The sequence below is a fragment of the Phenylobacterium sp. genome (assembly GCF_035539035.1).
GTDB lineage: Bacteria > Pseudomonadota > Alphaproteobacteria > Caulobacterales > Caulobacteraceae > Phenylobacterium.
In genome coordinates this window covers 415,734-442,092 of sequence record NZ_DATLJI010000016.1, presented here as the reverse complement: position 1 = coordinate 442,092, position 26,359 = coordinate 415,734, and the positions used below count along the sequence as shown (strand labels likewise).

Below are 26,359 nucleotides of genomic sequence, written 5' to 3'. Positions count from 1 at the left end.
CGCGCCCATGCTGCTCACCCTGATGAAGGCCAAGCTGCACCGCGCCACGGTGACCCAGGCCGACCTGGACTACGAGGGCTCCATCGCCATCGACCGGGACCTGCTGGACGCCTCCGGCATCCTGCCGCACGAGCAGGTGGACGTGCTGAACATCACCACCGGCGCCCGGTTCACCACCTACGCCATCGAGGCCCCCCGCGGGTCGCGGGTGATCGGCGTGAACGGCGCGGCCGCGCGCCTGGTCCAGAAAGGCGACAAGGTCATCGTCGTGACCTATGGCATGCTGCCGGCCGAGGAGGCCCGCAACTATGCCCCAACTGTCGTGTTGCTGGACGATGGCAACGAGATCAAGAAGGCCGCCTGAGGCCGTCTCCGTCCCGGCCCGGGCCGCCGCCCTGGCGGCCCTCCTGCTCACCGCCGCCTGCGCGCCGGGCGCCCCCGAGGGGACCGACAAGGCCTCGCTGGACGAGGCCGTCTCCCGCGCCGTGGGCGATCCCAACACCTGCGTGATGATCGCCCAGCGCGACGGCGGCAAGCTGGTCTACCGCTACAACACCGCCACCACCTGCGCCCGCACCCTGCCGGCCTGCGACGGCCCGGGGACGCGCACGCTGAAGGACCTGCTGGAGCAGACCGTGGCGGACGGCCAGGCGCGCAACCTCTCCTGCAACACCGCCGCCGACGGCTCGCGCGGGGTCAGCTGGTCGGCGGGACCGATCCCCGGCCGGCCGCTGGTCTACGCCGCGGTCATGGAGGGCAACCGGGTGTTCCCCGGCCTGATGATGACCGACCGGCTCTCGCGCGCCTGGACGAAAGCCGGCCTGTCGCCTGAGACGCCCTAGCGGCCCAGTTCGTAGAGGCCGGTGACGTCCACCCGCACCTTCAGCTCGCCGGCCGAGACGGAGGTGTCGGCCGATTCCTTGCGGAACGAGGCCATGGCGGCGATCGGCATGGGCGGCGGGACCGGGTAGGAGCCCCCGCCTTCCGACAGGGTGACCAGCCGCACGACCCGATGGCCGGTGGCGCGCGCATAGAGATCGGCCTTGGCGGCCAGGGCGCGCACGGCCTTCTCGCGCGCGGCGTTCTCGGCGGCGGTGGGGTCGTCCAGGCCGAAGCTGATGCCGTGCACCTGGTTGGCGCCGGCGTTCACGGTGGCGTCCACCGCCTGGCCCAGCCGCTTCAGGTCGTGGACGGTGACGGTCACCTGGTTGGAGGCCTGGTAGCCGATCAGCTTCGGCGGCAGGTTCTCCACGTACTGGTAGCGCGGCGAGAGGTTGAGGTTCGAGGTCTGGATGTCGCGCTCGGCGATGCCGCCGCGCTTGAGGGCCGCCAGCACGGCGTTCATCCGCGTGGCGTTGGCCTGCATGGCCGCCTGGGCGGTGTCGCCCTCGGTCATGACGCCGAGGCTGATGGTGGCCATGTCGGGGACGACCTCGGTCTCGCCGTAGGCGGCGAGGTTGAGGGTGGTGGCGCGGAACATGCTCTCGGCGGCGGGGGGCGCGGCCTGGGCGAGCGCCGCGGGCGCGGCGGCCGTGGCGAAGAGGGTGGCGAGCGCCGCGGCGCGGATCAGGGTCTTCATCGAAGTCTCCGGCAATGGGACAGGCCCCAGGGTCGCAAGCTCAAGCTGAACGCAGCCTTTAAGCCCCGTGCAGCCCATGGTAACCGCCGGGACACTGCGCTGCAGGGGCCTGTAGCTCAATGGTTAGAGCCGACCGCTCATAACGGTCTGGTTGCAGGTTCGAGTCCTGCCGGGCCCACCATCGCATGTTTCCAAAAGCACCCCGAAAAAACGCATCCTATTCAGTGCGATAATCTGCGACGTTTTTCGAAGCCGGCGGCCAAGCCGCGGAAATATACGGACGGCGACGGGCTCTATCTGCACGTCATGCCTTCCGGCGCGAAGCTCTGGCGCTTCGCCTGCGCGCGGGAGTCCGCCGCCCGCGGTCCTGGCCCTCGGCTGGTCCGCTATCTGGAGACCGCACCGGCGCCTGGATGCCATCGCGGCCCGAGCACAGACACTAAGTCTACGTTCGGGGGCGCCGTCGAGGTTCACCGCTTGGGGGCCTACGAGACGATGGAGTGGGCCAGGCGCCCGGAGGGCTCAGGCGGCCCCTTGATGATAGTGACCCACCTGGGCCGTGGCGCGCCGGTATGAGCAGAACAGGGGCTAACCCGGTCAGTCGCGCTCGAGTTCCTGGCGCAGTGCGACGGCGTCGATGGAGCCAGTGACGATATCCTCTACAGGGCGGCAGCTGTCTCGATTGACACGCCGAACTCCTGGAGGCGCGCCACGGCAGCTTCTGCGTCAATGGCCGCCTCCGCATAGGACAAACCAGGTCTCGGAGGCGGCCGGCCATCGAGCCCGAGCAGGCGTTCCGAACCTAACACGATGCCCAGCGCCGTGAGGTGGGCCTGACCCTTCGGGTCGCTCATGACTGTGCGGGAGGCGTGCTCCTCTCCCGAGCCGAGCGAGCCCCGGAGGTCGATGTAGATCTCGTGTGATGCGGCGGCTCCGGCGAGCGTCCCGCGAGACTCGCCCGTCCCAAGATCAAATCTGACGTTCCGCGCGCCGGTTGCACCGGCGAGCCCCGGAACATCCAGAACAGTCATGGGCCTGGCGCCAAAGGATGGTCCATCTGGTGCACGTCCCACCATGCGGGCTTCCGCCTTGGGATCGACCCTGAGCCATTCGCCGTCGCGCCGGATGAGCGCGCCGTTGTCGAAAAAGCCCGTGGCGTCTTCCTTGGTCATTGGCCCCGATGGATCAGCGTAGTCGTACAGGGCGCCCAACTCGATGCTGTCCACGCGGGCGAACGAGTTGGCGGCCCAAATCGCGACTAGGGACATCACGCCGGCCTGCCAATGTCCCTGTGCCAGCGCCGGGCGGCCCGCCCGTTCGGCCACGACGGCAAGCGCGCTCGCCGTGTCGGCGTAACGGACGACGCTCGTGTAAGCGGCGCCGCGCTGCACTGCCGCCATGGCCAGCTTGTCACCGGGATCCTGGAGCGACGCGATCAGGAGGTCGATGGAGCCCTCCGCGGCGATTGCGGCGTCTGGGTCGCGCACGTCCAGGCGAATGGGCTTGGCGTCGACTTCGGCGGCGAGGGCGGCGCCTGCGTCCGGGTTTCGCCCGGCCAGGAGGAGTTCGACATCGGGGTGCGCCGACTTGAGCTCGCGGGCGATCCAGGAGCCTACGACGCCATAACCGCCGGCGATGAGGATGCGGGGCATTCCATGTCCTTGATGAGGCCGCCCGTCGCTAAGGTCAGGCTTGCCCTGTCCGTCAGCGGGCGCGTCGGTCCTGATCGGCAAGGTCGGATTTATCCCAGAAAAATATCGAGTACACGACATTCGGCAGCTGTCCACAGGAGAGACCGCCTAGGGGGTCGGTCGTACCTACCGCCCTTAGCGCTGTGCTGCATCGGGCGCTCAATCCAGTCTGCCCCCTAACGGAATCGGCTTCGCGCGCCTCACTCGCACTGCTTCCGTTTGTGTGGGTTCGCGACGCATTGGGGAGGCGGCGTCGTGCGCATTCCCAACAATTATCGAAGATGCTGCTTGACCGGCGCGTCGCGCCGCGTTGTGATCGCGCGATCGGGGGACGCTGGATCCGCGCCGTGGAAGAGCTGGCATGGCCGCCCCGAGGCGGCCGGAGCCGGCCGCCAGGCGATGCGTGTGCGACCCCTGCGACAGCACGAGGCAGGGAGGCCACGAATGGTGCAGCCGCTACAGGTGAGGAACGGCGGGACGCGAGTCGGGATGCTCGCGACGGCGAGCTGCGCAGCACTTCTTGCTGCGCTGGGGCCCGCCGCAGCCATCGCACAGACGAATGACGAGGCGTCGCCGGGAACAATTGGCGAGGTCGTCGTGACGGCCAGCCGCCGCTCCGAGAGTGTCGAGAAGCTGCCGTTCAACGTCACGGCCATGGGCAGCGAACAGCTGCAGCGCGCGAACGTCACGGATGTCGCGTCGCTGACCCGTCAGGTGCCGAACTTCACGATCCAGGACAGCGGGGCGCGGACGTCGGCCTCTTCGATCCCGATCATCCGCGGCCTCAATGCTTCGGTGGCCTCGGTGGGTGGCGCGCGGTACTTCCAGTCGCCGGTCGGCTTTTACCTCGGCAACGCGCCGATGACCGGCAGTCATCCTCTCTTCGACATCGAACGCGTGGAAGTGCTGCGCGGACCTCAGGGTACGCTCTATGGCGCAGGCGCGCTGAGCGGTACGCTCCGCGTCATCCCCGTCGCTCCCAAGCTGGAGGTCTCCCGGGGCTTTCTCACGGCCGCTGCCACCGAGGTGGCGCATTCGAGCGACTACGGCTACTCGGCTGGCGGCGCGGTCAACGTCCCGATCGGCTCCACGGCCGCGCTGCGGCTGGGCGTCGATTACCGGCGGGACGCCGGCTTTATCGATGTCCATGACGTCTTCGTCCGGCAGAACGACGACTATGTCCGCGGAGCTCCGATCCTGGCCAACCCAGGCGACGTCGCAAACAGCCGTGGCGTCTATTTCGACGACAAGGATTCGAACTACGCCAAGACGACGACCGGCCGCGCCGCGTTCCTGTGGAAGCCCACGGACGCGTTCTCGGCGACGCTCTCCTACAACTATACCTTCGCAGAAGGGGTCGGCGGCAACTTCGACAACAATACGTTCGGCGGGGGCGCATCGCCGATCGATCCCCGTGTCCAGCTGCGCCCGACCGGCGACTTCGAGCGCTCGTCTCCGACGCTGGAACCCTGGAGCCGCCGCTCCGATCTGGCGTCGCTGGACGCCTCTTACGACCTCGGCTTCGCCACGCTCGCGACCACGCTCACCTACGGGAAGACGAAGGGGAAGGTCGCGCAGGACAACACGGTCGTGCTGCTCGGCAGCGTGGTGGGCTACTACTACACCGGAGCGCCGGCCAACCCGCGCGCCGTGATCCCAACCCTGACGCCCGATACGACCACTTCCTACACACAGGAAGTGCGGCTGGTGTCTGCCTCCGGCGGAGCCTTCGACTATGTGGTCGGCGGCTTCATGCAGCAGGAGAAGCGCTACCTGGGCCTCTTCGTCTTCGATCCGGGCGCCGACACGCAGAGTCAGGCCGCCGGAGGCGGCTCGACGCTGCCGCTGGTGGCGGGCGGAACCTATATCCCGCTCAACCCGGACGGGACGTCCTACGCCCAAAACACGCGCCAGAAGTTCCGCGACTACTCGCTCTATGGCGACCTCACCTGGCATGTGAGCGACGCCTGGCAGGTGACGGCCGGGGCCCGCGTCTTCCACCAGACCTTCTCGCAGAAGATCGATGGGCTGAGCTCGTTCTTCTTCTTCGGCTTCGATGCGGCGAACAAGACGGAGAGCGACGACCAGATCTTCAAGCTCAACACCTCGTACCAGCTGGACTCCCGCAACCAGGTGTACGCGACGTGGTCTCAGGGCTTCCGCCGCGGCGGCGCCAACGCGTTCCAGACGGAAGGGCCGCTGCAGGAACCCGACGTGCTGCTGGCGTACGCGCCGGACAAGACGAGCAACTTCGAAGCCGGCGTGAAGGGGCGGATCGGCGGCATCTTCTATGCGGCGGACGCCTTCTACGTCTCTTGGGACAAGCCGCAGATCGACCTCTACACGCCCTATCTGCTGACGCCCGTGGTCATCAACGCGGAGGAAGCGTCATCGAAGGGCTTTGAGGTCGAAGCCTCCGGTCCGATCGGCGACACGGGCTTCTCCTTCTCGCTCGGGCTTGCCTACGCGAAGGCCCGGCTGACGGAGGACTTCAGCCTGCCAGCGGGTGACGGCCTGGGCGGTGAAGTGCCTGGCGCGCTGCATGGCTCCAAGGGCGACCGGCTGCCGGGCGCACCCGACTGGAGCGGCGCCGCCAACATCCGCTACGAGCAGGACCTGGGCGAAGTTGGCCAGCTCACCTACTCGCTGGGGATGGATTTCCGCAGCTCGACGGTCAATCAGCTGTCCAGCTTCAGCGCCAACGCACCCACCCGAAAAACAGACGGCTACGCCCTGTTCAATGGCAGCGTGTCCCTTGAGCACGGCGACTGGCGCGCGGAAATCTTCGGCACGAACCTGGCCAACGAACGCGTAGAGTACTCGTCCAACTTCCGGACGCTGACCTCGTACTCGCTGCTGGGCGACTGGGGGAATATCCTGCCTGTTGCGCGACCGCGTGAGATCGGCGTGCGGGTCACCCGCAGCTGGTGATCTGCGGTGCGGCCGGCGGCGGGACACACCGCCGGCCGGCTGTGCTCTTCAGGTCTCGTCCGGGTCTATCCCCGCGGCTTTGAGGTCCTCGATCAGTGGCGCCAGGTGCTTGGCGTAGTTGCGCCAGCGGCCGTCCGACTTGCGATAGATGGGTTGGCGAACCTGCGCCGCACTGGCCGTCGCCGTGGCGGTGGTGTTCTTCTCCACCTTCACCATGTCAGTGCGCCAGTCGATGCCGACGTGATCGGCGAGCGCCGCACCGAGGCCGGCCGGATCGGCGGTGAACGCCTCGTAGGAAACGGGGGCCACGAGATCGCCCGCGTGGGCCAGCCAGTATGCGTCGAGGGCCTTGTAGGCCGCGTAGTAGCGGGCGAGCTCACGGAGATCGTAGCTGAACGGGTAGCCGTCGCCGAACAGGGTCGAGAACATGGCGAAAAGGTTGTCGGCCGGACGCCGCTGTACGCGCACGATGCGCGCCCCCGGCAGCGCCAGCCGAATGGCGCCGACGTAGAGGTAGTTGAGCGGCAACTTCTCCAGGACCAGGCCATCTCCCACGGTTGGAGGGCCAGCCAGGGCGGCGTAGGCGGCGCCCACCTGCGCATGATCCGCGCGCGCGGCGCGTTCGAAGACATCTGCGCCATTCGGCGCCAGGGCGGACATCAGGGCCTGCAGGAAATTGTCGGTCTCGCCGTTGGATCGGACGCTCGGGTGTCCGGTCAGGACGCGCTCGATGAGAGTGGTCCCTGAGCGGGGCAAGCCGATGATGAAACCGTAGGGTACGGGTGACCTCGGCCTCGCGCTCGACAGTCGAGCTGGGTCGTAGACTGCCTTGATGCGCTCCAGCTTTCGCACGTCGAGCTCGACATCATAGGCGAGGCTTCGCCGACGCAGCGCCGCGCCGTCGGCGAAGTGGCGAAACGCATCATCAAAGGCGCCGATATCGTCCAACTCCTTGCCAAGGGCGTAGTTGAGGAAAATTTGCGCGGAGAGATCATGCCGCGCACGACCAAGGAGCGCCCTCAGTTCATCGAGGTGATTGGCCTCGGTGCTCTGCGTCTTGAGGTGAGACCGCAGAAGTGCGGCCTGGGCGTAGCTGGAATCCAGGCCGAGGCAGCGCGTGCAGGCGGCTTCGGACTCGCCAAGCCGGCCGATGTTCCGAAGGGTGGTGGCGACATTGTACCAGGCTGTCGCATCGCTCGGCGCTTGGTCGACCACAACGGCGTAGAACTGATGGGCGAGGGCGTGCTCGCCCAGGCCGAAGGCGGTGAAGCCGAGGGCCTCGGCGTCGGCGGCAGAGCCCGGGCGAAGTCCAGCGACACGGCGCAGTTCGTCCAGCGCCTGCTGACGACATCCAATCGAGTGCAGGCGGCGGATGACGTCGGCATGCCGCGCCGATGCGTAGCTATCCAGGCGAGCAGCGGCTTGAGCCTCCTGTAGAGCCTTCGCGGCGTCTGTGTGGGTCATGTCGGCCTGCCTAACACGCTTGGCTGGCGCCATCGACGGCGCATCGCCCGACGGACGTCTCTGTTCGTGTCATTTGTCGATCATTTTCTGCAAGAGGTTCGCCTGCGATTGCCGATTGCACATCATTGTACGATTTTTATCGACAAACCGCCGCTGATCGACAACTCTTCGATCACGCCCGCCAAGCGGGCCTGATCGTCCGGGTGAGTAGAAATGAGCGGCAGCGTGTCGAACCTCAACGAGTGGCTCGCGGAGTTCGCAACGGCACTCGAACGTGGCGAGGTGCAGGGCGTTGCTGAGCTCTTCGCTGAGGGCGGTTTCTGGCGCGACTTGGTGGCGTTCACCTGGAACATCCGCACGTTCGAAGGGCGCGCCGAGATCGCGGAGATGATCGCCGCGACGCCGGAAGTGTTCAGATCCTTCAACTGGAACGTCGAGATCCCCGAGCAGGGCGCGGCGCAGGAAGGGTTCATCCGCTTCGAGACGCCGCTTGGCCGCGGCTCCGGTTTCATTCGGCTGGCGGAAGGCAAGTGCTCCACCCTGCTGACGACGTTGCAGGAGCTCCGCGGCTACGAAGAACGCCGTGGGCGACGCCGGCCGGTCGGGTTCAAGCCGCACCCTGATCGTCCGCTCGAAAACTGGAAGGACGCCCGGGAGGCGGAGGTCGAGAGCTTTGCGCGCGGCGCCGAACCCTACGTCCTGATCGTCGGGGGCGGCCAAGGCGGATTGGCGCTGGCGGCCCGGCTGCGGCAGCTGGACGTGCCCCATCTGATCGTCGAGCGGAACGCCCGCCCCGGCGACCAGTGGCGCTCGCGCTACCATTCCCTGAGCCTGCACGACCCTGTCTGGTACGATCACCTGCCGTACCTGCCGTTCCCGGACACCTGGCCTGTCTATTCGCCGAAGGACAAGATCGCGGATTGGCTAGACGCCTACGCCTCGATCATGGAGCTGAATGTCTGGCCGTCGACCAATTGCGTCGCGGCGCAATACGACGAGGGGCGCGCCGCTTGGAGCGTCAACGTGGTGCGCGAAGGCCAGCAGATCACGCTGCGCCCCAGACACCTCGTGCTTGCGGTCGGCAACGCCGGGCGGCCGAACATGCCGAAGTTCCAAGGCGCCGAGACGTTCGCCGGCCCGCTCATCCATTCGAGCCAGCATGCTGGGGGCGAGGGCTATGGCGGCAAGAAGGTCGCCGTGATCGGCTCGAACAATTCCGCACACGACATCTGCGCTGACCTGATCGATCACGGCGCCGACGTGACGATGATCCAGAAGGACTCCACGCACATCATCCGCTCCGAGACGTCGCAAGAGGTCTTCCTCAAGGGAGCCTACTCGGAGGATGCGCTGGCGGCCGGCATCACGACGGAGCGCGCCGATCTTGTCGCCGCCTCCTTGCCGCTGCGCATCGCCCCGATGGTCTTCAAGGCGCTGAATGACGAGGTCGCGCGGCGTGACGCCGAGTTCTACCGGCGGCTCGAGGCCGCCGGATTCATGCATGACTTTGGCGAGGACGGCACCGGCATGCCGCTCAAGTATCTGCGCCGGGCGTCAGGTTACTACATCGATGTCGGCGCCGCCGAGCTCGTGGCCAACGGAACCATCAAGCTGGTCTCCAATGTCTCGGTTGATCGCCTCGAGCCGGGCGGCGTGGTGGTCTCCGACGGCCGGAAGGTGCAGGCCGACGCCATTATATGCGCCACCGGCTTCGGCTCGATGGACCAGGTCGTCGCCGACCTCATCTCCCCGGAGGTCGCGCAGCGCGTCGGCAAGGCGTGGGGCTACGGCTCCGATACGTTCAATGACCCCGGTCCTTGGGAGGGCGAGATCCGGAACATGTGGAAGCCGACAGCCCAACCGGGCCTGTGGTTCCACGGCGGCAATCTATCCCAGTCGCGGTTCTACTCCCTGTTCCTGGCGCTCCAGCTCAAGGCCCGCCACGTCGGCCTTCCTGTCCGTGTCTACCCTGGCCGCAACGACGCCGGCCGCGCGCCGCAGGCGCCTTCGCTTGCCGAAGCGGTCTGATCAATTTCCGAGGCGATGGCAGAGAACTGGATGATGGCTAAACAGCTGCAGCGCGTGGACCTGAGCGAGGGCTTCGAAAGGATACTGGCGGTCATCGAAGAGGACGGCGGCGTGATCGTGGAGAACTTCATCAGCCAGGAGCTGGTGAACACGATCCGCGCCCAGCTCGGCGAGTTCGCGGAAGGCTTCAAGCCCGGGGTGTCGGAAGGCGCCCTGAAAGCGATCTTCGCCGGCCCCGCCACTAAGCGTTTCAGCGGGCTCATCGCCAAGGCTCCCGCCTTCGCGGAAGTCGTGGATCACGACCTGCTCCACGAATGGGCGACGCGGGCGTTCAAGAACGACTACTGGATCAACACCGCCCAGGCGATGATCGTGGGGCCGGGCTCCGCCGCGCAGGCCCTCCACCGCGATTGGGGCAACTGGCCGATCGCTGCGAGCCAGGGGCCGAAGGGACCCGAAGCCACTGTTGCGCTCATGCTCGCGCTGAGCGATTTCACCGCCGAGAACGGCGCCACGCAGGTCGTGCCCGGCAGCCACAGGTGGGATGATTTCGAGCGGGAGGCCGATCCCGCAAGCGTCGTCCAAGCTGTGATGCCGGCCGGATCCGCGATGCTCTACAGCGGGAAGACGATCCACGCCGCTGGCGCCAACGTGACGGCCGACCAGTGGCGCTTCGGCATCCATCTCAGCTTCTGCCTCGGCCAGTTGACGCCCGAGGAAGCTCTTCCGCTGACGGTTCCCTGGTCGGTGGCGCAGCATTGTTCCGAGCGCGTGATAGCAATGCTCGGCTACTATTCCATCCGCACCTTCGACGGCGGTTGGCCGATTCTTTGGACCAAGGATTACCGCGAGCTGCGGGACCAGCTCGATCCGCCTCCAAAGACGCGGTTCGTGACGGCGGGCGCGGGCCTGAAGTACCGGACCGAGACCGAAGCGGTCGCCGGCGAGTAGGCGCGTGAACGTTGTTGTCTACGCTTCGGAGGGTCACATCCCCCAGCCGGAACCCGGCGCGTCGGGTCTCCATGAGCACATGGGGGCCAGCACTGGCGCCAGGCTGGCAGCGGGTCTCGTCACCTTCCGCGACGGGGATTTCCCGTGGACGCTCTGGTATGACGAGGTGCTCTGCTGCCACCGCGTGGAGGGCGCGTTCGAACTCGAGGTCGATGGCGTGGCCCGGCCCATGAACCCGGGCGACATGGCCTGGATTCCCGCAGGTACCTCCTTGACATATCGGGTTCGTGGCGAAGCCGTGCTGTTCTACGCGGTCACCCCAGCTGACTGGGTGAACGGTCTTCCTGGACCTGCGTCACCCCGCTCGGAGCCGGCATGATCCGCCTCGGAGCTGGTCGGCGTCCGGATGCTCGGCAACTCGAGAGTAATCCAGTTGCGGTGGGCCTCACCTTGTACGCTCGGCAGTGGCCCGATAGCGCCTCCGGGCTTGTGCACTCTATGAACATGATCTCTAGTCGATAATTGTCGATATAAATGGGGGCCGCATGTCTGAACCAGCCTACTCGATGGAGGCCGTGCTAGGTGGCCATGCCAAGCGCCTGGCCACGCTGGCAGCCAACAGCAACCCGTTCGCGGAGGGCGTCGCCTGGGTCGAGGGCCGGCTATATCCTCTGCACGAGGCGCGCATCCCGATCCTCGACCAGGGGTTCCTCAGGTCCGACCTGACGTACGATGTGCCTGCCGTGTGGGACGGACGCTTCTTCCGTCTGGATGATCACCTGAATCGGCTTGAGCAGAGTTGCGAGAAGATGCGGCTTCGCATACCGCTGCCGCGCGAGCAGATCCGCCAGACGCTGCTCGAGATGGTTGCCAAGAGCGGGATCCGCGACGCCTACGTCGAACTGATCATGACGCGTGGGCTGAAATTCGTCCGCGAGTACGAAAGCTACGAGAACAACCTCTATCTACTGGTGATGCCCTACGTCTGGGCGATGCCGCCGGAATATCACCCGCGCGGGGGCCACGCGGTCGTGACGCGAACTGTCCGTCGAACGCCTCCCGGCGCAATGGACCCGACGATCAAGAACCTGCAGTGGGGCGATTTCGTACGCGGCTGGCTGGAGGCCATGGACCGCGGCGCCGTCTACGCGCTGCTGCCGGACGGCGACGGGAACATCACGGAGGGCGGTGGCTACAACATCTTCGTCGTGAAGGACGGCGTCCTTTCGACGCCTTCGCGGGGCGTCCTGCAAGGCGTCACGCGGCGCACGGTTCTGGAGATCTGCGCGGAGAGGGGCTGGCCAACGGTTGTCGATTTCGTGCCCGTGGACAGCCTTTACCAGGCGGACGAGATCTTCATCTGCACCACCGCTGGGGGCGTCATGCCCATCACCCGGCTGGACGATCAGCCGGTGGGCGGCGGACAGGTCGGGCCCATCACCCGCGAAGTCTGGGAGGCCTACTGGAAGGCCCACTATGACCCCCGCTACAGCTTCGCTGTCGACTACGGATGAGCCAGGTGGGGGCGGCGCGCACGGAGAGGTCGGGTGTCGACAGGCCGGCGGCGATCGCCGCCGCCTCCTATCTCATCGCGCTTAACGCACTGATCATCAACGTCCAGCCGCTGATCCTCGGCGCGCTGGCGAAGGGCTACGCCCTGGGCGACCGCCAACTCGGCTACGTCAGCGCCGTCTTTGTAGGCTTCAACACCCTCGCCACCGTGAGTGGACCACTCTGGGTCCGGCGCGTGGACTGGCGGCTGCTGAGCTGGGTTGCCTTGGGAGGCGCCACCGCCTGCCTCGCGGCGGGAGGCTATTTCAGTCAGTTGGCGAGCGTGCTGTTCCTCTTCGCCTTGATCGGGGCGTTCAAGGGGGCTGTGTTCATCCCCTCATTCGCGAGCCTGGGCGACACGTCCAATCCAGACCGCAGCTATGCCGTCTCGACGGTCCTGCAGGGCGTGAGCGCAGCCGCCGTCGCAGCTCCGCTCTCGGCTTGGATCATCCCAAACTTCGGCGTGCATGGTCTCTTCCTGACGCTGGCCGCCGTGATGTCGACGGGCCTGGTCGCAATCTGCTGGCTGCCGCGCGCCGGCGATGTCCAGCGGAAGGAGCGGACCGGCCAGGTCGGAGCGAAGGTCCTGTCCGGCGCCGCCATCGCCCCTGCCATCGGGCTCCTCGCGCTCGGCTGCTTCGGCGGCGGCGCCGCAGCCTTCTGGTACTTCGTTGAGCGGATTGGGGCCGACCGCGGCGTGGCGCCGGCCCTCATTGGAATGACGCTCAGTCTCACGGCCCTGGCCAGCATCGTGACGGCGGCGATTGTCGCCTGGATCGGCGGCCGCCTCCCAAGTCTCGCGATCGCCGTCGGTGGCGTGTGCGTCATGCTCTTCGGCTTCGCGAGCCTGCACCTCAGCCGCGACATCGGCTTCGTAGCCGCCAACCTGCTGTTCTCGCTCGGGTGGGGGCTGTCGACCCCCGGCTTCTGGGCCGTGCTGGCCAAGATCGACGCCACGACCAGGCTGTTCGTCGTCGCCCCCGCCGCGAGCGGTCTGGCGGCCGTGATCGTCGGTCTCGTGGCGGGGGCGGTGATCGAGGCAGGCAGCTATGCCGGCCTGATCGGTTTCAGCAGCACCCTGCTGATGGTGAGCGCCCTGCTGATTGTGGCCGCAAGCCTGGTGTTCGGCCGCCTCCCGATCTCCCCCAAGGCGGCGCCAGCGAATGTCCGCTGATCCCGGCCTTTCCGCGCCGATTTCCACGGGCGAATGGGCGGGTTGGTCGGCCTGGAACTCGCCGGAGCCGTTCGAGGATCATGTCGGGCCCCTCTACGCCCGTCGCGAAGCCGACGGCCGCGTTGTTTGCGGCTTCAGGGTGTCGAACAAGAACCTCAACGGCGCAGGATCCGTCCACGGCGGCGCCTTGCTGACGTTCGCCGATTACGGCCTCTTCCTCGTCGCCATGGACGAAATCGCCGGCAGGCCGGGCGTGACCGTCAGCCTGCACGGCGACTTCATCGCCGGCGCGCCGCTGGGCGCCTTGCTGACCTGTCGGGGAGAGGTCGTGAGGGCGGGGCGTAGCCTCGTGTTCGTCCGAGGCCTCATCGACAACGCCGGCGACACCGTCCTGTCGTTTTCGGGTGTTGTGAAGCTTCTCGGTGGAAAGCCTCGCTGACTATACTCTGTCGGTCGCTGCCGCTGTTCCCCCCATTGCGAGTCCGAATGTCCGTTGAGACCCCCGCCACCAAACGCGAACGCAGCACCGGGTTGCGCCGGCCGTCCCGTGGGCGAGGGATCGCACGCTATCAGGCCTTGCTTGAGGCGACGGAAGCTTTGCTCCAGGACGCCAACCCGGACGAGATCGGGCTTTACCAGATCGCCGAACGGGCGGGCGTGCCCCCGGCGTCGGTCTACCATTTCTTCCCGACCAAAGAGACGGCCTACCAAGCGCTCGCCGAGCGCTATCTGCAGGGGCTTATCCAGGTTCACTCGCAGCCGATCGAGGCGCGGCTGATCAAATCCTGGCAGGACCTGGTCGAACTCGATATGCGCCGAGCCATGGACTACTTCAACGCGCGCCCGGCGATGTTGAAGATCCTCTACGGCGGGTACGGTGGCGTCGAGGCGCGAAACATCGACATCCTGGTCACCGATCACATGGCGCAGACCGCGTCGGACCGCCTGAACCTCATCTTCCACGTCCCCGTCCAACGCGACGCCGCGAAGAAGACGCAGATCTCGCTGGCGCTGCTGGACGCGATCTGGACGATCTCGGTCCGTCTGCATGGCCGTATCACGGAAGAGTATCTGGAAGAGGCGTTTCGCGTGGTCGTCATGTATCGGCGCCTCTACCTGCCGGAGGTGCTCGAACCCCGCGAGATGCTGATCAAGGCAGCCGCGGAGGGGGGCGCCGTGACCCTGCCTTATCCGGACGCGAGCCCGGGTCCGGCTCAAACGTAGGCCACCCCTTCTCCAGCCTTGCCAGAGATCCGGAACCGCTCCGCAGGACGTCCTGTGGCGCGCGACCTGTCGTTGACACGGTTCAGATGTGGGCACATAACAGATAAATATCGAAGATTGCGCAGGCCGACGCGCGGCTGCGGAAACGCTTCGCGCGGAGGAGGATCCCCATGGCTTGGTCCAACGCAAAGAACTCAGCGCTCAAGGAGCGCGCGCTGAAGGTCATCCCCCGCGGGATGTACGGGCACGAGGCCACGACGCTACTACCCGATGAATATCCGCAGTTCTTCCAAAGGGCGAAAGGCAGTCGCCTGTGGGATGTCGACGGCAACGAGTACGTCGACATGATGTGCGCCTACGGGCCGAACCTGCTCGGCTACGGCTACGAGCCCGTCGAGGCGGCGGCGGCGGCACAGCAGGTGCTTGGGGACACCATGACCGGACCGTCCGAAGGCATGGTGACGCTGGCCGAGACGCTGGTGGGCATGATCTCCCACGCTGACTGGGCCATGTTCTGCAAGAACGGCACCGACGCGACGACCATGGCGATCGTCGCGGCTCGCGCCCACACAGGCCGCCGCAAGATCCTCTATGCCACGGGGACGTACCATGGCGCTGCGCCCTGGTGCACACCGCGTCCAGCCGGCACCCTGCCGGAAGACCGCGCCCACATCGTCTACTACCAGTACAACGACCTCGACAGCCTCGAGGCGGCCTTCAAGGCGTGCGGCGGCGACGTCGCCGGCGTGCTCGCGACTCCCTTCGTGCACGAGGTCTTCCGCGACCAGACCCTTGCGGAGCAGGCGTTCGCGCGCGGCGCTCGCGAGCTTTGCGACAAGTACGGCGCGCTATTGATCCTGGATGAGGTTCGCGCCGGTTTCCGCTTGGCGCGGGACTGCAGCTGGGCCCAATACGGTGTGGCCCCCGATTTGTCGGCCTGGGGCAAGTGTCTCGCCAACGGCTACCCGATCTCCGCCTTGCTGGGCTCGGAGGCGGCGCGCCGCGGGGCCGAAGAGATGTTCGTGACCGGGTCGTTCTGGTTCTCGGCGACGCCGATGGCTGCCGCCATCGAGACCCTGCGCCAGATCCGCGACACCGATTACCTCGAACGCACCATCGCGTCGGGGCGGCGCCTGCGTGAAGGGTTGCAGCAACAGGCGGCGAGCCATGGCTTCACGCTCAGGCAGACCGGCCCGGCCCAGATGCCTCAGATCCTCTTCGAGGACGATCCTGATTTCCGCATCGGCTACGCCTGGGCGGCGGAAGCGCTGAAAGGCGGCGCCTACCTGCACCCTTACCACAACATGTTCGTTTCGGGCGCTCACACGCTCGACGATATGGGCCGGATCCTCGAAGCCACCGACCAGGCGTTCGAGGCGGTGAAGAAGCGGCGCGACACCCTGCAGCCGCATCCGATCCTGACCATGATCCTGAACGAGCACTAGGCCGTGGCCGCGGTTAGCCCTACAGGGACCCTGAGTGGCCGACGGGCCCTCGTCACCGGCGCTACCCGAGGGATCGGCCGCGCCATTGCCGAGGCCTTGGCTGCGTCTGGCGCCCACGTGATCGTGACGGGGCGCGACGAGGCGCGCGCGCGGGACGTCGCCAACGCCTTAGAGGCGTCCGGCGCGTCCGGCGCCGACTACCTGGCGGCGGATCTCGAAGACGATGACGCGGTGGGTGAGCTGATCCCGCGCGTTCAGGCCGACTTCGGACCGCTCGACATCCTTGTGAACAACGCCGGCATCGATGCGGACAATCCGCTGATCTCGCATCCGCTGGAGGACTGGAGGCGGATCATGAAGGTCAACCTCGAGGTGCCGTTCCGCCTCGGGCAAGCCGTCGCGCCGCAGTTCATCGAAAAGGGCGCCGGGGTGATCATCAATATCGCCTCCATCTTGGGTTTGTCGCCGACGATGGACGCGGCCGCCTATGTCCCCGCCAAGCACGGGCTCATCGGTCTCACACGTCAGATGGCGCTCGAATGGGCGGGCAGCGGCGTCCGCGTGAACGCCATCGCCCCGGGTCTGATCCAAACCGACATGACCAGCGGAGTCTGGGGGACGCCCGCCGGGGACGCGTACGTGCAGCACAAGATCCCGGCAGGCCGGATCGGCCAGCCTCAAGACATTGGGGCGCTGGCCGCCTTCCTCGCTTCGGACGCCGCGTCGTTCATCCACGGCGAGACCATCGTCGTCGATGGCGGCGGCTTGCTCTCTTGATCGATCGCTCGAGTTAGAAGGGGAAGCGCATGGTGTCCGTCGGCGTCATCGGCACCGGCCTGATGGGGAGCGCCATCGCCCGCCAGCTCCTGGTTCTCGGGCATCGTGTCGTCGTGTGGAATCGGACGCCGTCGCGCTGTCAGCCGCTGCAGGCGGTCGGCGCTTCCGTGGCCGAGACTCCAACGGATCTGGCCCGCGCGGTGGAGGTGGTCATCGCTCTCACGGCCACGACCCCTGAGGTCGAGCTGATGATCCGCGACGGCATGCCGCTCCATGGACGCGATTTCATCAACCTCGTGACGGCGACGCCAAGTCAGGTGAGAACTTTGCGCAGGCAGGTCGCCGACGCTGGCGGCCGCTTCCTCAGCGGTACGATCCAGGCCTATCCCTCAGGGATTGGCAGCTCCGAAGCCACGGTGGTCTACGGCGGCGAGCTCCAGGTCTGGGAAGATCGAAAGGACTTGCTTCGCGGGTTGGCCGGCAGCTCCTTCGCTGTTGGCGAGGATCCGGGGCGTCCGAACGTCCTCGACGCGTCCGTCACCGGAACATTCCTGTTCACCGCCGCCGCGGCCTGCCTCGAGGCGGCCCGCTACGCCACGAAGGATGGCCTTTCGCTCGCCGAATTCCGCGAGCACCTGCAGGGCCATCTCGCCTACTTGCCGACCATGATCGACAACGCGCTCAGCGCCGTTGAGCAGAACGATTTCGCCTCCACGGAGGCGGTGCTCGAAATCTATGCCCGGTCGCTGGAGCTCTATCGCGACGCGTTTGCCGACGTCGGCGCCTCGGATCACCTGCTGACGGCGAACCTTGACCGTATGCGGGCCGCCATAGCTGCAGGTGACGGTAATCAGGGCTTCTCAGCGCTCTTTCGCCACTAGTTTGGGGGCCGCCAAACTAGGGGGCCTGGCGACTCCCGCACCTTCTTGATCCTGGACAGGACTCCCCGTGCTGGCGCTCATCTTGCTCCTTGCGGCTGGCCTGCTCGCCGGCGCAATGAACGCGCTCGCGGGCGGCGGCACCTTCGCGGCTTTCCTCTCGTGGGCCCAAGTCCTGCCGGTGGCGATCGGCGCGGTGGCTGGCGGCTACTTCGGCGCCCGCATTGGCCAGCGGCTCCCGGCGCATACCTTCCGTTGGGCTGTCCTAACGGTCACCTACGGGACGACGGCGGTATCCGTCTGGCGCTTGTATGCCTGAGGGCGCGCAACGTCGGCCGACACGGCCAATAAAGAACAGCGCGCCAGGACTGGCGCGCTGTTGTCGCTGGGAGCCCCTAGACGCTCAGAGCGCGAGGTGTTCCTCGAGGGGCTGAGCTTCGACCCGCCATAGGAAGCCGGGCTCCTCGCCCGCGAAGCTCACCGACCGGAAGCCCAGATAGCCCTGCACCTGTTTGGGATAGGTCCGCACTTCCTCCACCGGGATGACGAACGGCCAAGCCTCTTCACCCATGAAGAAGGAGATGGCGAAGGCGGTCGAGAGCACGCGTCGCGGCCGGTCCTTCGTGACGTTCGCCCCCCCGCCGTGGAGGACGCGTCCGCTGAATAGCAGAAGATCGCCGGCATTGAGCAGCGCCGGGATTGTCTCCGCCTGCGTCGCCTCGCGCCGATAGTCGTCCCAGAGATGGCTGCCGGGGATCACGCGCGTGGCGCCCATCTCCTCGGTCACGTCCGTGAGGCCGAGGAGAGAGTTGATCAGCATCTCAGGGCCGCCGCGCTCGAAGCGCTGCAGGAGCTCGAGCATCGTGTTGGCGTCTCGGTGCAGGGTCTGCGCCTTTTCGCCCGGGTGGATCTCGATGGCTTGGCTCGAGCCCAGGGAGTGGTTCCCAGGCGCGCCGGGAACAAGAGCCGACACGTATTCGGCGAGCACCGGGCTCGCCAACATGACGTCCCGGAGGGTCTTGCTGTAGCGCACGCAGTGGACGACGCGTTTCGTGCGATGTCCCATGAAGTCGGCTAGGAAGTTCTCCTCGCCCTGGCCGAAGTTGCCTTGGCCGATTGCATCGAAATGCGGGTCAAGGTCCTTGTTGACCTCCGCCACCTGCTCGCGTGTGAGGACCCCGGTGAGGATGACGGCGCCATCGCTCGCGATGGCGGCCGCCACCTGTTCGGCCGGAGCGCCAAAGGGGATGCGCTGCAGCGCGGCGTCCGTGCTGTGGGTGGAGGCGAGGGCGGCTTCTGACATCATGCTCTCTCGACTGACGTAGCGGCTGGCTTGATGCTGCGCTCCAATCCAGTCTTGAGCAAGCGAAAACCGATAATAGTCGATCATATGTACGGGGGCGCCGGGACGAGGTCAGGCGTTCACGCTCCGGCGCGCGCCCGCAGCACATTACGCATGGCGATGCTGGATTCGATCCGAGCGACGCCTGGCAGGCGCGACAGGACCTCGGTGTGGATCTTCTCGTAGGCGCTGGCGTTCGGCGCCGACGTCCGCAGCACGTAGTCGGCGTCGCCGGTCATCAGGTAGCATTCCTCGATCTCCGGATGGCGGCGCACAGCCGTTTCGAAGCGGCGCATAAAATCTTCGCTCTGCCGCTCCAGCGTGATCCTGACGATCGCCACGAAGCCATCATCGGGCGCGCCTGACACGATCGCGGTGTACCCAAGGATGAGACCCCGCTCCTCGAGCGCCTTCACCCGGCGAAGGCATGCGGAAGGCGACAGCCCCACCTCGGCGGCCAACTGAGTATTTGGACGACGGGCGTTCAAGCGGAGGAGCTGCAGGATCCTGCGGTCGAAGGCGTCGGCCTCTTCAGCCATGGCGTTGCGTCGCTCCGCACAAACGTGGCGTTTGGAAGCCGATTTTAGTCGACTATTGCGCAGTACGAAAGATCATGGCGGCCATGGTCGGCTAGGCTTCGGCCGGGCAGGGAGCCGATGATGAACGATAGCTGGGGCGCAACGCTTGTCACCGGAGGGCAGATCTCGATCGACCTGGCCGCTGTCGCCGCAAACTACACTGACCTCGTTGCGCGCGCCGCCCCGGCGGAGGTCGCCGCGGTCGTCAAAGCCGATGCGTACGGGTTGGGCCTGGAGCCCGTCTGCACGACGCTGCGGGACGCGGGCTGTCGCCATTTCTTTGTCGCCGACCTCGATGAGGCGCTCGAGTTGCGCCGCGTCCTCTCGGAGTCTGCCATCTATGTTCTCGGCGGGCTCTGGGCCGGCACCGAGGCGACGGCGCTGACCGCGGGCCTTACGCCGGTTCTCAACAGCCTTGGCCAGCTGGAGCGCTGGCGGGACCTCGCCCGCACGCAGCGACGGCGCCTGCCCGCTGTGATTCAGGTGGATACGGGGATGTCACGTCTAGGCCTGTCGCCGGATCAGGTCGACCGCCTGGCGCAGGCGTACGACGTCTTCGATCACCTGGACATCCGCTACGTCATGTCCCACCTCGCCTGCGCAGACAGTCCAAGCTCGCCGGTCAACCACATCCAAGAAGCGGCCTTCACGGCAGCGCTGCGCAAGTTGCCCCCGACGCCTGTCTCATTCGCGAACTCCGCCGCCACCTTGACCCATGGGGCGGCCGCAGGGGACCTCATGCGATGCGGACTCGCGCTGTACGGTGGCGCAGCGGTCGTGGGCGAACAGCCGCTGCGGACCGTCTTCTGCCTCAGCGCCCGCGTGATACAGATGAGGACGATCGCGGCCGGACAGGGGGTCGGCTATGGCCACGACTTCGTCGCTGCGGAGAGGCGGCGCATCGCCACCGTCGCCATCGGCTACGCGGACGGCCTGCCAAGGAGCTTGAGCGGCAAGGGCGCCATGGTCTTCGCCGGGGAGCGTCTCCCGATCGTCGGCCGTGTCTCGATGGACACGGCCATGGTGGATGCGACGGCGTTGCCGCCGGGCGCGCTGCAGCCAGGTGACCTGCTTGAGGTGATCGGTCCTCACCAGAGCCTCGAGGCCCTAGCCGAGGCTGCGGGGACCATTTCCTACGAGATTCTGGCAAGGCTCGGCCGCCGATTCCGACGCTTCTATTCGCCGAGCCGGACCGCCACGGCATGAGTCCGCCCCGTGTGATCGTCCTGGGCGCCGGCGTGATCGGCGTCACGACTGCCTATTACCTGGCAAAAGCCGGTCGCGCCGTGACCGTGGTCGATCGCCAACCTGGTCCAGGCATGGAAACCAGCTTCGCGAACGCGGGCGAGATCTCGCCCGGCTATGCGTCTCCTTGGGCGTCGCCCGATGTCCCGAAGAAGGCGCCGCGCTGGCTGCTGATGGAGCACGCGCCGCTGATCTTTCATCCCAAGGCAGATCCGGCCATGTGGGTCTGGCTGCTCCGGATGCTTCGCAACTGCACCCCGGCCCGCTACGCGCAAAACAAGGAGCGCATGGTCCGCCTGGCGGAGTACAGTCGCGAGAAGCTCATCGATTTACGCGGCAAGACCGGCATCGCCTACGATCATCGGTCTCTCGGGACGCTGCAGGTGTTTCGAACCCAGTCGCAGCTGGATGGCGTGGCAAAGGACATCGAGGTCCTCGCCGCGGGCGGGGTGCCTTATCAACTGCTCGATCAAATGGGGTGCCTCGAGGTCGAGCCCGGGCTCGCGTACGCCCGCGACGAGATTGTAGGCGGGCTGCGGTTGCCGAATGACGAGACGGGGGACTGCTACGCGTTCACGACGGCGCTGGCGGCCTGCGCCGCCGAGCTAGGCGTGGATTTCCAGTATGGCGTACGCGCTGCCCATCTCGAGATCGATAGGGGCCGCGTTGCGCGGGTGCACACCGACGCTGGCCCGTTCGAAGGCGCGGCGTTTGTGGTGGCGATGGGGAGCTATTCGACCGGCTTGCTGCGTGGGCTTGGCCTGCAACTCCCCGTCTATCCCGTAAAGGGGTACTCGATCACGGCGCCCATCGCCGATTACGCGCGGGCCCCGGAATCCACACTGTTGGATGAGACCTTCAAGATCGCGATCACACGGCTGGGCGATCGGATTCGCGTAGGCGGCATGGCGGAGATATCCGGGTTCAGCGCGGAATTGGACCCTCGCCGTCGGCGTACCTTGGAGTATTCGCTCGAGTCCCTGTTCCCGGGCGCTGCCGATACCAAGGCCTCGACATACTGGACGGGGCTGCGACCCATGACGCCGGATGGCACGCCAGTCGTCGGCCCAACGCCGCTGCCGAACCTCTACTTGAACACAGGCCATGGGACGCTCGGCTGGACCATGGCCTGCGGATCTGCTCATCTGATCGCCGACCTCGTCTGCGGCCACGAGCCCGACATCAGGTTCGACGACCTGGGGCTGTCGCGATATCAGCAACCGTTTTCGAGGCGCGCTGCGTCCCGCACCCCACGCTCCCCAAGCGGCGCCGGCCCGGAAGCAGACCTTCCAAATGTCAGCTATGACTCAGCGGCGGACGCGCCGGAGACCACTAGGGCGTGACTGTCCTGTACCGGCGCCGGGCTCTTCCCGGCGATGAAGCGAGCGTCACTGCCGTCGCCTCTTGAAGTTGTCGCGCTAGCGAGAGCTACGTCTTGCGTTGGCGAAGAGCGCCTCCTGTGGCGTGGATGGCACATCGGCCGCTGGTAATCTTTTTGGTATGGTCGGTGGCCGAATTGCTAAGCATTTCAGATGCTTGGTGCAAATCCGAACATTCGAGTCCTGCCGGGCCCACCAGCGCGTCGTCCAATGCCTGAAGTCTCCTGATTGCTCAGGCTAAAGGCTCTGCAGGCGCCGGGCGAGTTCGGCTGCGGCAGCGTCGATGTCTTCCGGCGAGAGGTGGTCCAGAGCGATCACAGCCATCTCCGTGCGCCCTTCACGCCGCCGGGCGCGTGCGTACGCCGGGTCGTAGTGGCCGAGGATCAGCTCGCGGGCGAGCGCCTCGTAGTCCCGCTCGGCCAGCAGCGTCAGCCAGGCCTTCCGCGCGTCTCCCCCGATGTGGACCGGCAGGCGGGTGATGACGTCGGCCAGCCGGGCGTGGTTGTCGGCGACGTCGCGGTAAGCGCGGACCAGATAGCCGACGCGGGCCTCGACCGGCGCCGTCACGCGGATGCGCGGCGCGCCTTGCATGGCGCGCCAGAGGCCGGGCGGGATCATCAGGTCGCCGACCTTGCTGGACTCGGCCTCGACCACGACCGGCCGGGTGGGAACCAGCGCCTGAAGCGCCGACCACAACCGGGTCTCGAAGAGCTTTTGCGACGGCTGCGCCTGGCCGTCCCACGCCCCCAGCAGTGAGCCCCGGTGGTGGGCGAGGCCCTCCAGGTCGATGATCTGGATCTCGTACGCCGGCAGGCGGTTGAGGATCTCGGTCTTGGCCGTCCCGGTGTCGCCGTCCAGCACGACCACCGGCGTAGGCCACGGCGTATCGTAGAGCTGGGCCCGCACCGCCCGGCGGTAGGTGCGGTAGCCGCCTTCGAGCAGCGTGGTGCGCCAGCCAACGCGGGACAGGATCGTGGCCATGGACTCCGAGCGCTGGCCGCCGCGCCAGCAGTAGACCAGCGGCGCGAAATCGGCGCCCATATCCCGCAACGCCCCCTCCAGATGGCCCGCGATGTTGCGGGCCACGTACGCGGCCCCGATGCGGTTGGCCTTCAGGCGCGACTCCTGGACGTAGATCGTCCCGACCTGCGCGCGCTCCGCATTGCTGAGCACGGGCAGGTTGATGGCGCCGGGCACATGGTCCTCGGCGAACTCGGCCGGGCTGCGGACATCGATGATGGTCCCGAACTCGGAAAGCCTGGCCAGCGCATCGGCGCCCAGCACCTGAATCCTCGCCACCGCGGCCCCGAGCTCCCTCGCCGAATGCGCGCCAGCAGTGGAGCGCAACGCGGAAAAAAGCTAGCTCAACGCGCGGCACCGCCGGTGCGCACGCCAGGACCAAGCCGATGACGCCAGACCCCATCCGACTGACCAGCCTGGCCCACGGCGGTGGCTGCGGCTGCAAGCTCTCGCCGGCCGTGCTGCGCCAGATCCTCGCGACCACGCCCGCCGCGGCCGCCTTCCCGAACCTGATGGTGGGGGCCGAGACGTCGGACGATGCGGCCGTCTGGCGCCTGAACGACAGCCAGGCCCTCGTGGCGACCACCGACTTCTTCACGCCCGTCGTGGATGACCCCTTCGACTTCGGTCGCATCGCGGCGACCAATGCGATCTCCGACGTCTACGCCATGGGGGCGACACCGATCCTGGCCCTGGCCCTGGTGGGCATGCCCGTGGACCGACTGCCCATCGAGTCCATCCAGGCCATCCTGGCGGGCGGCGCCTCGGTGTGCGCGGCGGCGGGCATACCTGTGGCGGGCGGTCACTCCATCGACAGCGCCGAACCCATCTATGGGCTGGTGGCGCTGGGGCTGGCGCATCCCGACAAGATCCTGACGAACCGCACGGCGCAGGCGGGCGATCTTCTCGTGCTCACCAAGGCGCTGGGCGTCGGCGTCCTGAGCGCCGGCTTCAAGCAGGATCGGCTGGCGCCCGGCGACTACGAGGCGCTGATCGCCACGACCACCCAGCTCAACCGCTTCGGCGCCGACCTGTCGGACCGGGCCGGCGTGCACGCGGCCACGGACGTCACCGGGTTCGGCCTGGTGGGCCACACCCTCGAAATCTGCCGCGGCTCCGGACTGGCCGCCGACCTGTTCGCGGACGCGCCGGCCTGGGTCCAGGGGGCGCAGGCGCTGGCGCAGGCCGGCGTGCGCACCGGCGCCTCAGGGCGAAACTGGGCCAGCTACGGCGAAGCGGTGGAGACGCCCGTGGGGTTCGCCGAGTGGCGGCGGGACCTGCTGTGTGACCCGCAGACCAGCGGCGGACTGCTTATCGCGGTGGCGCCCGACTGCGCCGAAACCCTGGTCGACCAGGCGCGAGCGGCGGGGTTCGGCGCGACGCGGATCGTCGGCCGCCTGCGCCAGGGCGCGCCCGGCGTCCGGATCCTGGACCAGGCCGCTTGAGCGCCATCGTCTACGGCTCGCCGCCGCCCGCCCTGGCGTCCGCGCCGGCGGGTGCGGTCCAGGTCTCCCCGCTCGTCCCGGGCTCCGCGCCGCTCGAGGACCTCGAAAGGGAGAGCCTGGACGTCGCGGTGATCGCCGCGCCGCCCGGCACCTTGGAGCGGCGCTATGTGCTGGCGCTGGCCTTGCGGGCGCTGCGCCCGGGCGGCGCCCTGACCGCGGTGGCGCCGAAGGACAAGGGCGGATCACGCCTCGGCAAGGAGCTGGAGGCGTTCGGCTGCGAGGTGGTGGAGACGGGCCGTCAGCATCAGCGGATCGTCCAGGCGCGCCAGGCGAATGAGCTTGTCGGCCTGGACGACGCGATTGCGCAGGGCGGCCCGCAGGCGGCGCCGAGGCTCGGCCTCTGGAGCCAGCCTGGCGTCTTCAGCTGGGACCGGCCCGACCCCGGCAGCGGCCTGCTGGTCGCCGGCCTTCCCGCCCTGTCGGGCCGCGGCGGGGACCTCGGATGTGGCGTCGGCGTGCTGGCGAGGGCCGTCCTGACCAGCCCCGCCGTGAGCCAGCTCGACCTCGTGGACATCGATGGCCGGGCCGTGGCGGCGGCGCGGCGCAACGTCGAGGATCCCCGGGCCCGCTTCCACTGGGCGGACGCGCGCAGGGCGCCCGACCTCGCGGACCTGGACTTCGTGGTCATGAACCCGCCGTTCCATGACGCAGGCGCGGAGGACCGCGAGCTTGGGCGCGCCTTCATTCGCCGGGCGCATCAGGTGCTGCGGCGCGGCGGCGCGCTCTGGCTGGTCGCCAACCGCCACCTGCCTTACGAGGCGGTGCTGGCCGAGCTGTTCAGCAAGGTGGCGCTGAAGAGCGAAGCCCAAGGCTTCAAGGTCTACGAGGCGCGGAAATGACGGTGACGGCGCGGCTGGATCGCCTGCTGGCCAACATGGGCTACGGCTCCCGCAAGGAGGTCCAGGCGCTGGCGCGCGCCGGGCAGGTGGTGCTGGACGGCCGGCCCGTGAGCGACGCGAGCCTGAAGCTGCCGGTCACCCCCGACCTCAGCCAGCGAATGCAGATCCGCGGCCAGCCTCTCGACCCGCCGCCGGGCCTGGCGCTGGTCATGCACAAGCCGCTGGGCGTCACCTGCTCGCACAAGGATCCGGGGCGGCTCGTCTACGACCTGCTGCCGCAGCGCTGGCAGGCCCGTGAACCGGCGATCTCGACGGTGGGCCGGCTCGACAAGGACACCTCGGGCCTGTTGCTGCTCACGGACGATGGCGCGCTGCTGCACCGGATCATTTCCCCGAAGCGGCACGTCGCCAAGCGCTATGTGGTGACCCTCGCGCGGCCGCTCGACGGGCGCGAGGCGGCGCAGTTCGCCTCCGGCGAGCTGCTGCTGGAGGGCGAGGACAAGCCCCTGGCCCCCGCCGTCCTCGAGCCCCTGTCCGCCACGTCGGCCCGCCTGACAATCAGCGAAGGCCGCTATCACCAGGTGCGCCGGATGTTCGCCGCGGTGGGCAACCATGTGACGGCGCTGCATCGCGACCGCATCGGTGGCCTGGACCTGCCGCATGACCTGGCGCCCGGCGCGTGGCGAATGATGTCGGACGAGGAGATCGCCCGCATCTTCGCGTGAGGCGGAACAGTTGCTCTGACTATCGCGCGAAGT

The 26,359-nt window shown here is 67.4% G+C and carries 25 protein-coding genes and 1 tRNA gene; 20 read left to right on the top strand and 6 right to left on the bottom strand.

Annotated elements, in window-relative coordinates; translation table 11 throughout:
• Nucleotides 1-7 precede the first annotated feature (7 nt).
• A complete protein-coding gene (panD, locus tag VM685_RS16065; RefSeq protein WP_325461186.1) occupies nt 8-364 on the top strand; it encodes an aspartate 1-decarboxylase in 357 nt (118 codons plus the stop codon).
• Complete coding sequence (locus tag VM685_RS16060; RefSeq protein WP_325461185.1) at nt 336-842, top strand: hypothetical protein; 507 nt, start codon at nt 336-338, stop codon at nt 840-842. The genes panD and VM685_RS16060 overlap by 29 nt, the downstream gene beginning before the upstream one ends.
• Here VM685_RS16060 and VM685_RS16055 read toward each other — a convergent pair.
• A complete protein-coding gene (locus tag VM685_RS16055) occupies nt 839-1,579 on the bottom strand; it encodes an SIMPL domain-containing protein (RefSeq protein WP_325461184.1) in 741 nt (246 codons plus the stop codon). The two genes, VM685_RS16060 and VM685_RS16055, sit on opposite strands and share 4 nt — an antisense overlap.
• A 105-nt stretch (nt 1,580-1,684) precedes the next feature.
• Here VM685_RS16055 and VM685_RS16050 point away from each other — a divergent pair.
• Nucleotides 1,685-1,760 (top strand) — tRNA-Ile (locus tag VM685_RS16050).
• Nucleotides 1,761-2,238: 478 nt separating this feature from the next.
• Here VM685_RS16050 and VM685_RS16045 read toward each other — a convergent pair.
• Complete coding sequence (locus VM685_RS16045) at nt 2,239-3,231, bottom strand: hypothetical protein (protein ID WP_325461183.1); 993 nt, start codon at nt 3,229-3,231, stop codon at nt 2,239-2,241.
• Between the two features lie 483 nt (nt 3,232-3,714).
• On the opposite strand from VM685_RS16045, the gene VM685_RS16040 reads away from it, so the two are divergent.
• Complete coding sequence (locus tag VM685_RS16040) at nt 3,715-6,201, top strand: TonB-dependent receptor (RefSeq protein WP_325461182.1); 2,487 nt, start codon at nt 3,715-3,717, stop codon at nt 6,199-6,201.
• Nucleotides 6,202-6,249: 48 nt separating this feature from the next.
• On the opposite strand, the gene VM685_RS16035 is transcribed toward VM685_RS16040, so the two are convergent.
• The gene (locus VM685_RS16035) at nt 6,250-7,665 is read right to left on the bottom strand and encodes a sulfotransferase (RefSeq protein ID WP_325461181.1); all 1,416 of its coding nucleotides are present in this window, start codon (nt 7,663-7,665) and stop codon (nt 6,250-6,252) included.
• 213 nt (nt 7,666-7,878) lie between these two features.
• Between VM685_RS16035 and VM685_RS16030 the strand changes: the two genes are divergently transcribed.
• From VM685_RS16030 to VM685_RS15985, 11 genes are all read left to right on the top strand, one after another.
• The gene (locus VM685_RS16030; RefSeq protein WP_325461180.1) at nt 7,879-9,693 is read left to right on the top strand and encodes an NAD(P)/FAD-dependent oxidoreductase; all 1,815 of its coding nucleotides are present in this window, start codon (nt 7,879-7,881) and stop codon (nt 9,691-9,693) included.
• Nucleotides 9,694-9,708: 15 nt separating this feature from the next.
• Nucleotides 9,709-10,644 carry a phytanoyl-CoA dioxygenase family protein gene (locus VM685_RS16025; protein ID WP_325461179.1) on the top strand — a complete coding sequence of 312 codons (936 nt, stop codon included), beginning with the start codon at nt 9,709-9,711 and terminating at the stop codon, nt 10,642-10,644.
• A gap of 4 nt (nt 10,645-10,648) precedes the next feature.
• Nucleotides 10,649-11,023, top strand: a complete 375-nt coding sequence (locus VM685_RS21045) for a hypothetical protein (protein ID WP_414693384.1) — start codon at nt 10,649-10,651, stop codon at nt 11,021-11,023.
• A 166-nt stretch (nt 11,024-11,189) separates the two neighbouring features.
• Nucleotides 11,190-12,158 carry an aminotransferase class IV gene (locus VM685_RS16020; protein WP_325461178.1) on the top strand — a complete coding sequence of 323 codons (969 nt, stop codon included), beginning with the start codon at nt 11,190-11,192 and terminating at the stop codon, nt 12,156-12,158.
• Entirely contained in the window at nt 12,155-13,369 is a 1,215-nt protein-coding gene (locus VM685_RS16015; protein ID WP_325461177.1) for an MFS transporter, read from the top strand. Before VM685_RS16020 ends, VM685_RS16015 begins: the two co-directional genes overlap by 4 nt.
• Nucleotides 13,359-13,808 (top strand): PaaI family thioesterase, encoded by a 450-nt coding sequence (locus VM685_RS16010; RefSeq protein ID WP_325461176.1) that lies wholly within the window; start codon nt 13,359-13,361, stop codon nt 13,806-13,808. The genes VM685_RS16015 and VM685_RS16010 overlap by 11 nt, the downstream gene beginning before the upstream one ends.
• Before the next feature lie 47 nt (nt 13,809-13,855).
• The gene (locus VM685_RS16005; protein WP_325461175.1) at nt 13,856-14,593 is read left to right on the top strand and encodes a TetR/AcrR family transcriptional regulator; all 738 of its coding nucleotides are present in this window, start codon (nt 13,856-13,858) and stop codon (nt 14,591-14,593) included.
• A 170-nt stretch (nt 14,594-14,763) separates the two neighbouring features.
• Nucleotides 14,764-16,038, top strand: coding sequence for an aminotransferase class III-fold pyridoxal phosphate-dependent enzyme (locus tag VM685_RS16000; protein WP_325461174.1), 1,275 nt, complete (start codon nt 14,764-14,766; stop codon nt 16,036-16,038).
• 3 nt (nt 16,039-16,041) lie between these two features.
• Nucleotides 16,042-16,815, top strand: a complete 774-nt coding sequence (locus VM685_RS15995; protein WP_325461173.1) for an SDR family NAD(P)-dependent oxidoreductase — start codon at nt 16,042-16,044, stop codon at nt 16,813-16,815.
• Nucleotides 16,816-16,844: 29 nt separating this feature from the next.
• On the top strand, nt 16,845-17,696 hold the full coding sequence (locus tag VM685_RS15990; RefSeq protein ID WP_325461172.1) for an NAD(P)-dependent oxidoreductase: 852 nt from the start codon (nt 16,845-16,847) through the stop codon (nt 17,694-17,696).
• A gap of 67 nt (nt 17,697-17,763) precedes the next feature.
• Entirely contained in the window at nt 17,764-18,012 is a 249-nt protein-coding gene (locus VM685_RS15985) for a hypothetical protein (RefSeq protein WP_325461171.1), read from the top strand.
• Between the two features lie 84 nt (nt 18,013-18,096).
• Here VM685_RS15985 and VM685_RS15980 read toward each other — a convergent pair whose 3' ends face one another.
• Together VM685_RS15980 and VM685_RS15975 are read right to left on the bottom strand one after the other, a co-directional pair.
• A complete protein-coding gene (locus tag VM685_RS15980) occupies nt 18,097-19,083 on the bottom strand; it encodes a phytanoyl-CoA dioxygenase family protein (protein ID WP_325461170.1) in 987 nt (328 codons plus the stop codon).
• A gap of 32 nt (nt 19,084-19,115) precedes the next feature.
• Nucleotides 19,116-19,574 (bottom strand): Lrp/AsnC family transcriptional regulator, encoded by a 459-nt coding sequence (locus tag VM685_RS15975; protein ID WP_325461169.1) that lies wholly within the window; start codon nt 19,572-19,574, stop codon nt 19,116-19,118.
• 120 nt (nt 19,575-19,694) lie between these two features.
• On the opposite strand from VM685_RS15975, the gene alr reads away from it, so the two are divergent.
• A complete protein-coding gene (gene alr / locus VM685_RS15970) occupies nt 19,695-20,819 on the top strand; it encodes an alanine racemase (protein WP_325461168.1) in 1,125 nt (374 codons plus the stop codon).
• Nucleotides 20,820-20,830: 11 nt separating this feature from the next.
• On the top strand, nt 20,831-22,201 hold the full coding sequence (locus VM685_RS15965) for a D-amino acid dehydrogenase (protein ID WP_414693383.1): 1,371 nt from the start codon (nt 20,831-20,833) through the stop codon (nt 22,199-22,201).
• 273 nt (nt 22,202-22,474) lie between these two features.
• On the opposite strand, the gene mnmH is transcribed toward VM685_RS15965, so the two are convergent.
• The gene (mnmH, locus tag VM685_RS15960; RefSeq protein ID WP_325461166.1) at nt 22,475-23,536 is read right to left on the bottom strand and encodes a tRNA 2-selenouridine(34) synthase MnmH; all 1,062 of its coding nucleotides are present in this window, start codon (nt 23,534-23,536) and stop codon (nt 22,475-22,477) included.
• Between the two features lie 107 nt (nt 23,537-23,643).
• Between mnmH and selD the strand changes: the two genes are divergently transcribed.
• The 3 genes from selD to VM685_RS15945 are packed head-to-tail and all read left to right on the top strand — an operon-like array spanning nt 23,644 to nt 26,326.
• A complete protein-coding gene (gene selD, locus VM685_RS15955) occupies nt 23,644-24,702 on the top strand; it encodes a selenide, water dikinase SelD (RefSeq protein ID WP_325461165.1) in 1,059 nt (352 codons plus the stop codon).
• Nucleotides 24,699-25,601, top strand: coding sequence for a class I SAM-dependent methyltransferase (locus VM685_RS15950; RefSeq protein ID WP_325461164.1), 903 nt, complete (start codon nt 24,699-24,701; stop codon nt 25,599-25,601). The genes selD and VM685_RS15950 overlap by 4 nt, the downstream gene beginning before the upstream one ends.
• Nucleotides 25,598-26,326 carry a 16S rRNA pseudouridine(516) synthase gene (locus tag VM685_RS15945; protein ID WP_325461163.1) on the top strand — a complete coding sequence of 243 codons (729 nt, stop codon included), beginning with the start codon at nt 25,598-25,600 and terminating at the stop codon, nt 26,324-26,326. The genes VM685_RS15950 and VM685_RS15945 overlap by 4 nt, the downstream gene beginning before the upstream one ends.
• Nucleotides 26,327-26,359 lie beyond the last annotated feature (33 nt).

What these genes read in the sequence shown, in the direction of transcription:
- panD (WP_325461186.1), top strand. Translation starts at nt 8, where the DNA reads ATGCTGCTCACCCTGATGAAGGCCAAGCTGCACCGCGCCACGGTGACC.
- VM685_RS16060 (WP_325461185.1), top strand. Translation starts at nt 336, where the DNA reads ATGGCAACGAGATCAAGAAGGCCGCCTGAGGCCGTCTCCGTCCCGGCC.
- VM685_RS16055 (WP_325461184.1), bottom strand. Translation starts at nt 1,579, where the DNA reads ATGAAGACCCTGATCCGCGCCGCGGCGCTCGCCACCCTCTTCGCCACG.
- VM685_RS16045 (WP_325461183.1), bottom strand. Translation starts at nt 3,231, where the DNA reads ATGCCCCGCATCCTCATCGCCGGCGGTTATGGCGTCGTAGGCTCCTGG.
- VM685_RS16040 (WP_325461182.1), top strand. Translation starts at nt 3,715, where the DNA reads ATGGTGCAGCCGCTACAGGTGAGGAACGGCGGGACGCGAGTCGGGATG.
- VM685_RS16035 (WP_325461181.1), bottom strand. Translation starts at nt 7,665, where the DNA reads ATGACCCACACAGACGCCGCGAAGGCTCTACAGGAGGCTCAAGCCGCT.
- VM685_RS16030 (WP_325461180.1), top strand. Translation starts at nt 7,879, where the DNA reads ATGAGCGGCAGCGTGTCGAACCTCAACGAGTGGCTCGCGGAGTTCGCA.
- VM685_RS16025 (WP_325461179.1), top strand. Translation starts at nt 9,709, where the DNA reads ATGGCAGAGAACTGGATGATGGCTAAACAGCTGCAGCGCGTGGACCTG.
- VM685_RS16020 (WP_325461178.1), top strand. Translation starts at nt 11,190, where the DNA reads ATGTCTGAACCAGCCTACTCGATGGAGGCCGTGCTAGGTGGCCATGCC.
- VM685_RS16015 (WP_325461177.1), top strand. Translation starts at nt 12,155, where the DNA reads ATGAGCCAGGTGGGGGCGGCGCGCACGGAGAGGTCGGGTGTCGACAGG.
- VM685_RS16010 (WP_325461176.1), top strand. Translation starts at nt 13,359, where the DNA reads ATGTCCGCTGATCCCGGCCTTTCCGCGCCGATTTCCACGGGCGAATGG.
- VM685_RS16005 (WP_325461175.1), top strand. Translation starts at nt 13,856, where the DNA reads ATGTCCGTTGAGACCCCCGCCACCAAACGCGAACGCAGCACCGGGTTG.
- VM685_RS16000 (WP_325461174.1), top strand. Translation starts at nt 14,764, where the DNA reads ATGGCTTGGTCCAACGCAAAGAACTCAGCGCTCAAGGAGCGCGCGCTG.
- VM685_RS15990 (WP_325461172.1), top strand. Translation starts at nt 16,845, where the DNA reads ATGGTGTCCGTCGGCGTCATCGGCACCGGCCTGATGGGGAGCGCCATC.
- VM685_RS15980 (WP_325461170.1), bottom strand. Translation starts at nt 19,083, where the DNA reads ATGATCGACTATTATCGGTTTTCGCTTGCTCAAGACTGGATTGGAGCG.
- VM685_RS15975 (WP_325461169.1), bottom strand. Translation starts at nt 19,574, where the DNA reads ATGGCTGAAGAGGCCGACGCCTTCGACCGCAGGATCCTGCAGCTCCTC.
- alr (WP_325461168.1), top strand. Translation starts at nt 19,695, where the DNA reads ATGAACGATAGCTGGGGCGCAACGCTTGTCACCGGAGGGCAGATCTCG.
- selD (WP_325461165.1), top strand. Translation starts at nt 23,644, where the DNA reads ATGACGCCAGACCCCATCCGACTGACCAGCCTGGCCCACGGCGGTGGC.
- VM685_RS15945 (WP_325461163.1), top strand. Translation starts at nt 25,598, where the DNA reads ATGACGGTGACGGCGCGGCTGGATCGCCTGCTGGCCAACATGGGCTAC.